Source organism: Spirochaetota bacterium (genome assembly GCA_035477215.1).
GTDB lineage: Bacteria > Spirochaetota > UBA4802 > UBA4802 > UBA5368 > MVZN01.
The window spans coordinates 59,247-70,892 of the sequence record DATIKU010000049.1; the positions used below are offsets into that span (position 1 = coordinate 59,247).

Below are 11,646 nucleotides of genomic sequence, written 5' to 3' on the forward strand. Positions count from 1 at the left end.
ATCGTTACGCGAAAAGGAGCATCACCGCCTCGGTGAAACCTTCGGGCCCTGTTCCCCCGGTTATCATCGCGTCTATTTCCGTGCCGACTACGCCTCCATCCGGCTTCCTTACCAGCACCGGGCGGTTTACGGCATGGAGCATCGGCAGGTCGTTTTCGCTGTCGCCAATCCCGGTCGTCACGATGTCCGCTTCTCCCGCCGTCGACCGGAATGTTTCGCGTATCCTCCGCACCGCGCGGCCTTTATCGACCCCGGCGGCGCCGAAATGATAAAACCTCCCGCCACGGGTAATGCCGAGGCCGTCCTTCGCCAGGAGCAGGTTTGCCGCGTGCAGATCGACCGCGGACCCATCAGTCGTTACAAACGGGATGGTGAAGGAGCGCTCGCGGGCAAGGGCGGCGGCGTCGAGGCCGAGCTTCGTCCGTTCGGCTATCTCGTCGATGCTCATGTCGGAGAAAAGCCGCACGCTTTTGCCCGTCGCCCCTGCAAGCAGATGTACGCGCGCGGCCAGGTCGTTCACTCTCATGCCATGCGCTTCCAGGCGCGAGGGTCCGCCGGGCTTTCCCGGGAAAACAATCCCGCCGCCGTTCTCGCAGACAAAAGGCCAGTCGAGACCGAGTTCGTGGTGCAGGATTTCAATTTCGGCCGCGGTTTTGCTCGAAACCAGTATGAGCGGTACTCCGATTTCTTTTAATAACCGGATGCCCGGCAGTGATCGTTCGTAACCGTAGTCGTTGTGATCGAGAAGGGTGCCGTCCAGATCGGTGAACACGATATGAAAGGCGGATTTACTCATGGGCCTCGTCCCGTATCAGGATAAACTCCACGCGCCGGTTCCGCCGCCGATTTTCGGCGTTGGTGTTGGGCAGAAAGGCGGCGGTTTCCCCCATGCCCCTGAAGCTCAACCGCTCGCGGGCGATGCCCCTTGTTATCAGATGGTCCATAACCGCCTTGGCCCGCTCCTCGGAGAGCCGCAGGTTGTACTCCTCTTCGCCGATATCGTCCGTGTGGCCTTCTATTCGAATGCTGTAGGTACGATATCGGTTGAGGATGTCGGCCACCCGGCCGAGTATGGGGAAGGCCCTGGCGGTGAGCCCGGCGCTGTCGAACGCGAACTCGATATTACTGATTCGTATCCTGAGGCCCCGCTCGGTTACCATCACCAGTACGTCGATCGGGAGCCGCAGCCTCCTGCTTCTCGCGTGGTTCCCGGCGATATCCACCGCTTCCATCTCGATAAAATAATCCGCGGCCGATTCGACAACCTCTCCGGTTGCGCTCAGGCCGTCCCATTTTATCTCCGGGGCCGGATCGGTCTGCCCGCTGAACGATTTGAACAGGTCCCCGGCGTTCGAATAAATCAAAATTGACCAGCGAGCTATTCCGAAACCATCCGATGCCGACGGGTACAGTGTAAGAATGTCGTTCGTCCCGTCGCCATCGGGAGAAAAGAGCGAGGGCGAGAAACGCATCGAAAGTTCAGGAGGGGTGCCGTCGAAAATTATTTCCTTCGTGAACGACGAAGGGGCATTGCCGCTGTTGAATCGCGTGGCGAGGGTATAATAATACCGTCCGTCAGGGAGCGTCTTTCCCGCGGTGTCGGCGCCGTTCCATTTCACGACCCGCTCGAGCGCGGTGGTGCCCGAAAATCCCCGTACCATCTTGCGGTCGGCGTTTTCAATGGTAAGTTTCCATTCTTCCAGGCCCGAGATGGACGAAAGCAGCAGGAGGAAGGCGAGCTCCCGATGAATGGCGGGCGAGAAAATGCGCAGGGAGGCGGTAGCGTCGGCCGTCTCGTAGCGACGGGTGAGGGTGATCTCGTCGATCGATCCTCTGGCGATATTACCGGCTTTATCAATGCATTCTATTACGTATGAATAAAGCCCTTCCGGGGCCTCCGCGCCGTCATCGGTGGTGCCGTTCCATATTATTTTCCGGGGAACTTCCATGCCGGTCCAGCGGTACTGTTTTATCGTGTTCCCCGCCGCGCTCCTGAATTCCGCGGTCCATACGTCATCCGGTTCGGTCACGATATTCTGCGCTATGGCAAGGGTGTCTTTATTGCGGTCGTCATTGGGCGAGAACAGGAGGTCGTCGCTTTTAAGTTCGACGGAGGGGGCCGTCGTGTCGACATGGGCGACACCGGTGCGCGCCGAGGAGATGTTGTCGCGCTCGTCCCATACGATAAACGAATACCGATAGCGGCCGTCGCCCACCACCCGCCCTCTGGCGTCGGTGCCGTCCCACAGCACCGATTGCGGCACTACGGTGGATTCCTTCTTCTGCACTATCTTTTTGATAAAGGTGTTCGGCGTCAGTCTTTCTTCCATATCGCGGTCGGAAAGCCGGTACTCGCGGACAACGCCGCCATCAGGGTTCAATATCTGCAGACGCCATCCCCTGATCCGGCTGGCGTCGCGGACGGTTGTCGTGAAGATGACGTAGTCCTGCCTTCCGTCGTAGTTCGGGGAGATGTGCGTCTCGGCGGGCGCGATCGTGATGAAAGGGGGTTCGCGGTCGAGCGCGCCGTAATTCATGGTGAGTCCCAGGAAATGCGAAAGTCCTTCGCTTCGGTGATAGCCGAGGGAGTAGTCGAGCCGGGCGTCGAATTCGCTGCGGGAGAGCCGCCATCCCGCACCGAGGCTTATCGCGTTATGTCCGTATGCGCCGGGCACCGTGCAGCCCGCCCGTAGCGCGTAACTGTCATAAAGCCACGATTCCAACCCGAATTTTACCGGGTAGCCGCCGGCCTCTTTAATCGCGGCGATCTCGTTCAGAAATGCGATGCTATGGCGCGCCCCACGATAGAAGGTTAAACCGTACCCCGCGGAGGCCATGCCGAGGTCGGAGGATTTTTTTTTGCCGCCGAAAGGGACGCCCGCCCTGCCAGCGACGCCAAGTGAGGGATGGAAAATGCCGAGCCCTCCGCCGAGGGCGTGCGAGAATCCTGTCGCATACCTGGCTCCGAGGCCGGCGCCAATGAAATGACCGGAGCCGTCCGGTGTGGTCCCGTGGAGCATGTCGAGGGCGGCCCCAACCGAGAGACGGTCGGTAAATTCCTTCGCACCGCCGATCGACAGGAAGCGCGCCGTGCGCAGGGTCCCCGGTCGTGACGTCGTGGAGATCGAGTTAAACGACATTCCGAAGGTGCCGTAGGATGAGGGGTAGGCCGCGGCGAGCCCGGTGTTGTTGTAGTCCCCGCCGATGCTTCCATGCCCCAGGAGCATTTCGAAACGCTCCAGCGGCGCTATCGACGCGGGGTTCAGGAAGAACGAGTTAACGCCGGCGTCCGAAACACCGGTCCCGCCGCGCCCGAGTGACGCTGCCGAGCCGCCGGGCAGCAATATGTGCCTGCCGTCGCGCCCGTCAGCCCCCGTGGTTTTCCACAGCAGAAGGATGATCGTCAGGGATGTAGCGAGTATTCGTGGCATCTTCATCATTTGATATTTGCAATAATACGAGGCCAAGCGCCGGTTCGTCCAGCGGTTTTATCGGCATGTGGCGTTTTTCCGCGGATTGCCGCGTACATATAGTCATTTGGCTCTTTGCCTTTCGCCACCGCCGATCGGTTGGATGGATTTAGCGCGGGCGATCGACACATTGGGGCGGAATCGGCATGCCAAAAAAACCATAATACAGAATGTTTTTGATATAAAAACAAAAAGCCTTCAAAATTTAATAAAAATATAAATAAATTATAGTAAATAATTTGACTTATTTTTTTCGCACTTTCTACTATACATCAGGCTATTGGTGCGGTATCAAAACATCATGGTCGGATCGGTTTTGTCGGGCAAAAATGAGTACAAATATCGGTGATTTGTCAAACAGTGATATGATGAACGGTGGTGCCGGGTGAGGACCTGTTTGCGGGAGAGACACGGGGATGAGCCAGGAAGGCAAAAAAACAAGGCTTGATGAAATCAAAAGGCTTTTCCCCGAAAAATTTCTTCACGAGGAGAAGGTTTTCAGTCGCATCAACCGCGGGGACCGTATTTTTATAGGGACCGGCTGCGGCGAACCGCAGCATCTGGTCAATGCCCTCGTCAACTACGCGGCGTCGTATCCAAAGGCGTTTTTCGACGCGGAAGTGATTCACGTCTGGACCATGGGAGTCGCCCCTTACGCGGACGTAAAATTCAAGGCCAACTTCAGGCATAATTCCTTTTTCGTGGGAGATAATACGCGTGACGCCGTGAACACCGGCCTCGCGGATTATACGCCCATTTTCCTTTCGGAGGTTCCGGATCTCATCAACCGCAAACTGGTTGAGATCGACGTGGCGCTGATACAGACTTCGCTCCCCGACGATCACGGCTACCTTAGCCTTGGAATCAGCGTCGACATCGTAAAAGCGGCGGTCGAAAACGCGCACCTCGTCATCGCACAGGTGAACTCTTCCATGCCGCGGGTTCATGGCGACGGCTTTCTCCATATCGACGACATCGATTATGTCATCCCGTACGACGAGCCTCTCCTGGAGTTCACCTCGAAGGTCCCCGACGACATCGCCGACCGCATAGGCGGGCACGTCGCGAGGATCGTTCAAGATGGCGATACGATCCAGGTCGGCTACGGCGGCACCCCCAACGCGGTGCTCTCCAATCTGAAGAACAAGAAACACCTCGGCGTGCACACGGAGCTTCTGTCCGACGGGATCGTCGAGCTTATTAAATGCGGCGCCGTCGACAATTCAAACAAGAGCATCGACCGCGGCAAGACGGTGGCATCCTTCTGCATGGGGCATGCCGACACCTACAAATTCCTACACGACAATCCGGGCGTTGAGTTCCGCTCCATTGAATACACCAACAATCCCATGACGATCGCCGGCATCAAAAACATGACGGCGATCAATGCGTCCCTGCAGATCGATCTGACCGGGCAGGCGACGGCAGAGTCCATCGGCAGAATGTTCTACAGCGGCATCGGCGGGCAGGCCGATTTTATGCGCGGCGCGGCGCTCGCTCCCGGGGGCAAGACCATCCTCACGATGCGGTCCAGTTCGAACGACGGCGAGTTGTCGAGGATAGTGCCGTTCCTCGGAGAGGGTGCGGGCGTCACCCTGGGCCGGGGAGACGTGCACTACGTGGTTACCGAATACGGCATAGCCTACCTGCACGGAAAGAACATCCGCGAGCGTGCCATGGACCTTATCGCCATCGCCCACCCCAAGTTCAGACCGTGGCTGATCGTAGAGGCCAAAAAGGCGGGTCTCATCTACAAAGACCAGGCGTTCATCCCCGGCAAAAAGGGTGAATATCCCGAAACGCTGGAGGTATACCGGACCACCAGGGCTGGTCTGAAGCTTCTGCTTCGGCCCGTGCGAATCAGCGACGAGCCGCTGCTCAAGGATTTTTTCTATTCACTTTCGGACAGGAGCATTTACCGGCGTTTCATCTCCACGCGCAAGGACATGCACCATGAGCGGCTGCAGGAATTCGTGATAATCGACTACACGCGGGAGATGGTGATCCTGGCCGTGGTCGAGCAGATCCAGAAAGATCGCGTTGTCGGGATCGCGCAGTACGGTAAGCAGGAATTCGCCCACACCGCCGAGGTCGCCGTGGTTATAAGCGATGACTTTCAGAACAAGGGCGTTGGCACGGAGCTTTTATCTTTTGTAACGTACCTTGCAAGAAAAGAGGGCCTTTTGGGATTCACCGCGGAGGTGCTGGTGGAGAACAGGCCCATGCTCCATCTTTTCGAAAAGATGGGCTTCATTATAGAAAAGAGAAGTAGCGAGGGAGTATATGAGTTAAAGATGCAATTCAGAGGGGAGACGCTATGAAGGAAGAATCAAACATAAATCTGTTGTTCGAGCCCGGATCGATCGCCGTCATAGGCGCCTCGTCCAAGCCTGGGAAAATCGGTTTCAGCGTTATCCGCAACCTCAAACAGGGCGGGTTCAAAGGAAAGATATATCCCATCAATCCGCAGGGCGGAGAGATCCTTGGCGAGCAGGTGTTTAACAGCGTCAAAGACATCCCCGGAGACGTGGATGTCGCGTCGATTATAGTCCCGGCGAAACTCGCCTTCGAAGCCGTGAAGGAATGCGCCGACAAGGGTGTAAAACACATTCAGATCATCACCTCGGGCTTTTCGGAAGTGGGCGAAGTCGAGCTCGAGCACAAGATTGTCGATTACGCGAAATCGAAGGGCTCCCGCATTCTGGGTCCCAATATCTTCGGTGTTTTCTCGGCGATCTCCAATTTCAACTCGACCTTCTCCGCCACCGAAATCGCCTGCGGGCACGTGGCCATTCTTACCCAGTCCGGCGCCCTCGGCATTGCCATGATCGGCAAGACCGCCGTCAACAACATCGGCCTTTCCGCAATCGTTTCGACCGGCAACAAGGCCGACATCGACGAGGCCGATTGCCTCGAATATGTCGTCAAGAGCGAGCTGACCAAGGTAATTTTAATGTACGTTGAGGGCATCAAGGGCGGTGAGCGCTTTATCGAGGCCCTCGGCGCGGCGACCCGGGTGAAGCCGGTTATCGTCCTCAAATCGGGCCGTTCGAAGAGGGGGGCCGCGGCCGCCGCCTCGCACACCGGTTCGCTCGCCGGCGCCGATGAGATAACCGACGCCATCCTCAAACAGTGCGGCGCGCTCCGCGCTGAAAGCCTGCAGGAGGCCTTCAACTGGTGCAAGTTCCTTTCCAGCGCCCCGGAACCCAGGGGAAACCGCGGCGTCATCGTCACCAACGGCGGCGGTATCGGCGTTATGGCGACCGACGCGTGTGAGAAGTACGGCGTCGAGCTCTATGACGACCAGGCCGTCCTGAAAGATGTATTCGCCTGCGCAACTCCGGAATTTGGTTCTCTCAAAAACCCGATCGACATAACCGGCGGCGCGAACTCGGCCGCGTACGACCTCGCGCTTTCCGCTCCGGCCGTAAGCGATAAAATGGACGCCACCATGGCGCTCTACTGCGAGACGGCGACATTCGACTCCGAGAACCTGGCGCCGATGATCCGTAACACCTACAAAAAGCACATGGAAACCGGCACGCCGGTTGTGTACGCAATCGTCGGCGGATCGGCCGTAGAGAACGCCATAGTTACCCTTAACAAGGAAAACGTGCCCGTATACGCCGACCCGTATGACGCCATCTCGTGCATGGGCGCCTTGTACCGGCACTACGGCCACAACAAATCCCGCGACAACTCGGTCAGCGAGTCCGGCATCGACCTTGCCGCCATCGAAAAGGTGATCGACAAGGCGCTCGCCGACGGACGCACCTTCCTCCTCGCCAACGAGGGCCAGAACGTCATGACGGCGGCGGGCATCATGATCCCCGGCGCGGCGATCGCGAAATCGATCGATGACGCGGTAAGGTGCGCCGAGAAGACCGGTTACCCCGTCGTCATGAAGGTCGTTTCCCGCGACATCCTCCACAAGAGCGACGCGGGCGGCGTGGCGCTCAATATCGAGAACAAGGACGAGGTAGTCGACGCCTATGAAGCGATCATGCGCAACTGCAGGGCCTACAAGTCCGACGCGGTGATCGACGGCATCGAGGTCTGCGAGATGGTGAAAAAGGGAACCGAGATCATCATCGGCGCCCGTAAGGATCCGCAGATGGGCCCAATCGTCATGGCCGGCATGGGCGGCATCTATGTCGAAGTGATGAAGGACGTCGCCTTCCGCTCGGCGGCCCTCAACAGGAACGAGGCCCTCAAGATGATAGCGGAGACAAGGTCGTACGCGCTGCTGCTCGGCGCGCGCGGCGAAGACCAGAAGGACATTGACGTTGTGGTCGACTCCGTCATCAAGGCGGCGACGATCATCCGGAAGGTTCCGAGGATATCCGATATCGAGATCAATCCGATCGTCGTTTACGAGAAGGGCAGTGGAGTCAAGGCGGTCGATGTGCGAATTCTGATTACGAAGTAAGACTACTTGAAGACCGGTGAAGACAAGGCGTCGCGGCCGGTCGCGTGTATTGCCGGCGGGAGGTGTAATAGCTTGACATGGTATATTTCGATGATAATATTGAATTGTGGAAATTATTTTGAATTTAACGTGCAGAGAAGGGGTGGTCTATGGACAAGATAGTGATTTCATCGTCAAGGGAGAGCGCCGGCAAGACCAGCATTATAGTGGGCCTGGCGAAGGCCATGGGCAAGACCTGCGGTTACATCAAACCTTTCGGTGACCGGCTGCTGTACCGTAAAAAGAGGTTGTGGGACTACGACGCCGCCCTTGTTACGCAGGTGCTCGGCCTCCACGAGAACCCGGAGGATATCACCATCGGCTTCGAGCATTCCAAGCTGCGCTACATGTACGACGAAGTGCGCATCGGGGAAAAGGTAAAGGAGCTCGTCGCCAACACCGGTAAGAACAAGGACCTTCTTTTCGTGGAAGGCGGGAAAGACCTCTCGTACGGGGTTTCAGTGCACCTGGATGCGGTGTCGCTCGCGCAGAACATCGGCGGGAAGCTGATCGTGGTGGTGAGCGGGAACGACGATTCGATCGTCGACGACATCATGTTCATAAAGAATTATGTCGGCCTCGGTAAGGTTGAATTCGGCGGGGCCATCATCAACAAGGTACACGATCTCGAGGACTTCAGCGCGACCTATCTGCCCGCCATCGCGAAGACCGGCGTCAAGGTGCTCGGCATCGTTCCGATGCAGCCTGATTTAAAGAACTTCACCGTCGGCTATCTTTCGGAGTGCCTGTTCGCGAAGGTGATTGCGGGAGAGGGCGGGTTGAACAATGTCGTAAAGACAATTTTCGTGGGCGCCATGTCAACGAATGAAGCGATTCGCAGTCCGCTCTTCAACAAGGAAAACCGCCTTGTCGTTACCAGCGGTGACCGCAGCGATATGGTGCTGGCCGCGCTCGACAAGAGCACCATCGGTATACTGCTTACCAATAATATCCTGCCGCCTTCGAGCATTATCTCAAAAGCGTCCGAGTTGAACATACCGCTGCTTCTGGTGCCATCCGACACCTACCAGGTGGCGCGGCAGATAGATGCCATGGAGCCGCTGCTTACCAGGGACAATACCGCCAACATCAATTTGCTTGCAGAGCTTGTAAAGAAGAACGTGAAGTTAAAGGAAATCTGATCAATTACACCCGGGGGCGCGCAGCGGCGTGTTTCCGGGGTATGTCTGCCGCGGTTCTCCCGGTTTCCGTATCACTTTCTCCTCATGCCCGGGCGCTTTCACCCTCCATCACGCCCGGCGGCATTTCATCCGGCGGACATATATCTGGTCTTTATGAAATACGCGAAGTTTTCGGCCGCTCCCTCCGGAAGCGGCGGCCCGGAAGCACGCGTGATGACCGATGGAATGCTCTCGCAGGATGTTATGGTGATTTCCGCGCAGTTGTCCATGATGAAGGCTCCGGTGTCGGACGAAACCAGTACCGGGTGCGGCAATACATCAACCTGGTATGTTTTTTTCATTAGGATGCCCAGGAAGTGGCAGGTGCGCCAGAGCAGTGCCACCTCCTTTTCCAGGGAATGCTCTCCAACGCGGGGAATTCCGTTTTCGCACCCCGTCATTCCCGTCCCTTCTATTTTCGACAGCAGGTATACTCCCTTCCGAGAAACCACCAGGTACTCTATGTGGAACAACTCGACCGTGGTGTTGACCAGCACCAGGCATGAGTCGTCGAGACGCCGGAGCGATTCAATCACGCGCCGGTCGAGCTCACGCAGGCGTTCATAGCCCGGCCTGTCGAAGATTCGCTTCCACGCGTACGGATCCATCCTGAAATACATGTAGGCGATAATGAGGCACAAAACGACCGCGAGCGTGATGGTTGAAAAGACGGTCCACCTGGTTGTCGAGAACAGGAAGACGAGCAGCACCACCAGCGCGCCGGAAAGGGAGAGTATCGCAAGCCGTTTCGCGCCGGCGTCGGCGTTTTCGGCCATCATTTTACCTTCAATATATGCCATTGACTGCGTTCTCCGTTCTCGCGTTTGGCATGCCTTTCCTGGCGTCGTGTTTCGTCTGCGGATTGCGGATTCGTACTCTTTCCATGCTGCCCGATAATGGCATGTGCTTTTCTTGTCGTCCACCAATAAAAAAAACGAGTGCCGCGGCGCAGGTCTCCGCGGCACTCGTTGATCAGGTAAGGGCCCGGACGGGATCGTTCGCATGAGGCCGGGAGCGTCGCGGCACCATGCTGCCTCCCCCCGGTTGATCGATCAATGCGCATTTCCCATGGTCTCCCGCACTTCCCTGGCTATACATTCGGGAGAATCGCAGGGGAAGACCGGTTCTTCCTGTTCGTATGCCTTCTTCCAGTTCTTGCTGATGTATACGAGAGCGGTGAGTATCAGGGCGGCCGAGAGTCCCCATGAGGCGCCGCGGACCGCGAGGATAGCCCCCGCGACGCCCGCGATGCCGAGGTCGTTGAAGGCACGCGACTTCAGTACACCCACGCGCACGCTGACATACCCCTGGATCAGCATGGTGGATGCGAGCCCGACGCCCAGTATCGGCTTGACCGTCGAGACGATGGGGGCGAAGAAATAACCGGCGAACGTTCCCCAGCGGAAGGATCCCGCTCCGCTGTTTATCGACTCCATGGCCTTGGGGCCGTGCTTGTATCGTTCACATACCACCACCTGCATGGCTGCCCAGATGGGACCGCACATCGAAATGTCAGGGCCGGCCACGCTCATTACGAGGTTGCGGCCGCCGAAGATGATATGGGACCTGTTGGGGTTGTAGTTGACGTTCTCGTCCGGACGGTATTTCTGAGCGTCGTCAAGCAGCGCCTGGCTCTGGATAACGTCTCCGAACACGACGATGTACGCGCTTATCACCATCGGTATGCCCGAGAGGAACATTTCTAGCGGTGGGAAGGGTATGGAGCCCAGTATCGTGAAATCCCTCCACAGTGTCGAGAAATCAGGGGAGGTGAAAATGTTGCCGTCATAGGTCGGCCAGGGGATTTCGCCAAACAGCGGTCCCAGGATGACGGCGAGCGCGAGCGCGGGCATCATGCCGAGGTTCCCGAGATAGTAGGCCCATCGGTGTTTACGGCGAAAGGACTTGAAGCTTTCGGAGAAAATGAGGTAGAAGGCCAGCCCCACACATACGCTGATTGTAATCGGGCTGGTGCTGAAGCTCCGTATACCCTGTTTCGCGGGATCGAAGATGAGCATCACGGCGGCAAATCCCGCGCCTATAAGGATGGCCGACTGCACCGCATTCGGTATGAGGGCGATGAACCGCCTGGCGAGGCCTGTGAGGCCAAGCACGATGCAGAAGACGCCGAATGTCATCTCGAAGGCGATGAGGGCCTGCATTCGCTCGACGCCCATGGGGAAGGTCTCGCAGTAGGCAATCAGGAGCGGTATGGCCGGAGTCACCCAGCCGGGTACAACGGGATCACCGAAGGTGACATGCGCCAGGTACAACGCCCCGTTAAGAATGACGATGGCCAGTGCGACCTCGAAGGACATGCCGAGCTTGGCGGTGAGCACCGTGATGATAGAGAGGCATACGGTGCACATCAGAAGACCCTGCGCAAAATCGGCCCATTCGAATCGATAATGAATAAACGGCACTCTCAGCATCAGCGGGCCCAGGGGTATGCCGGGCTGGACCGCACCGAACTCTCTCTTGATGCTCATACTCAATCCTCCTCCTCCTGTCTATTTATCATGTCTTT

At 57.5% G+C, this 11,646-nt stretch carries 7 protein-coding genes; 3 read left to right on the plus strand and 4 right to left on the minus strand.

Features of this window, described 5'->3' with window-relative positions; genetic code table 11:
- Window positions 1-4: 4 nt before the first annotated feature.
- Both VLM75_11995 and VLM75_12000 read right to left on the minus strand, forming a co-directional pair.
- Window positions 5-796, minus strand: coding sequence for an HAD hydrolase family protein (locus VLM75_11995; protein HSV97637.1), 792 nt, complete (start codon window positions 794-796; stop codon window positions 5-7).
- Window positions 789-3,431 carry an OmpA family protein gene (locus tag VLM75_12000; GenBank protein HSV97638.1) on the minus strand — a complete coding sequence of 881 codons (2,643 nt, stop codon included), beginning with the start codon at window positions 3,429-3,431 and terminating at the stop codon, window positions 789-791. Before VLM75_12000 ends, VLM75_11995 begins: the two co-directional genes overlap by 8 nt.
- A gap of 455 nt (window positions 3,432-3,886) precedes the next feature.
- Here VLM75_12000 and VLM75_12005 point away from each other — a divergent pair, with 455 nt between their 5' ends.
- The 3 genes from VLM75_12005 to VLM75_12015 all read left to right on the plus strand — a co-directional run bounded on the left by VLM75_12005 (window position 3,887) and on the right by VLM75_12015 (window position 9,080).
- Window positions 3,887-5,791 (plus strand): GNAT family N-acetyltransferase, encoded by a 1,905-nt coding sequence (locus VLM75_12005; GenBank protein HSV97639.1) that lies wholly within the window; start codon window positions 3,887-3,889, stop codon window positions 5,789-5,791.
- On the plus strand, window positions 5,788-7,899 hold the full coding sequence (locus tag VLM75_12010) for an acetate--CoA ligase family protein (GenBank protein ID HSV97640.1): 2,112 nt from the start codon (window positions 5,788-5,790) through the stop codon (window positions 7,897-7,899). Before VLM75_12005 ends, VLM75_12010 begins: the two co-directional genes overlap by 4 nt.
- Before the next feature lie 149 nt (window positions 7,900-8,048).
- Window positions 8,049-9,080: a DRTGG domain-containing protein gene (locus tag VLM75_12015; protein ID HSV97641.1), complete on the plus strand. Its 1,032-nt coding sequence runs from the start codon at window positions 8,049-8,051 to the stop codon at window positions 9,078-9,080.
- A gap of 125 nt (window positions 9,081-9,205) precedes the next feature.
- On the opposite strand, the gene VLM75_12020 is transcribed toward VLM75_12015, so the two are convergent.
- Both VLM75_12020 and VLM75_12025 read right to left on the minus strand, forming a co-directional pair.
- Window positions 9,206-9,919 (minus strand): hypothetical protein, encoded by a 714-nt coding sequence (locus VLM75_12020; protein ID HSV97642.1) that lies wholly within the window; start codon window positions 9,917-9,919, stop codon window positions 9,206-9,208.
- 252 nt (window positions 9,920-10,171) lie between these two features.
- Window positions 10,172-11,608 carry a hypothetical protein gene (locus VLM75_12025; GenBank protein HSV97643.1) on the minus strand — a complete coding sequence of 479 codons (1,437 nt, stop codon included), beginning with the start codon at window positions 11,606-11,608 and terminating at the stop codon, window positions 10,172-10,174.
- Window positions 11,609-11,646 lie beyond the last annotated feature (38 nt).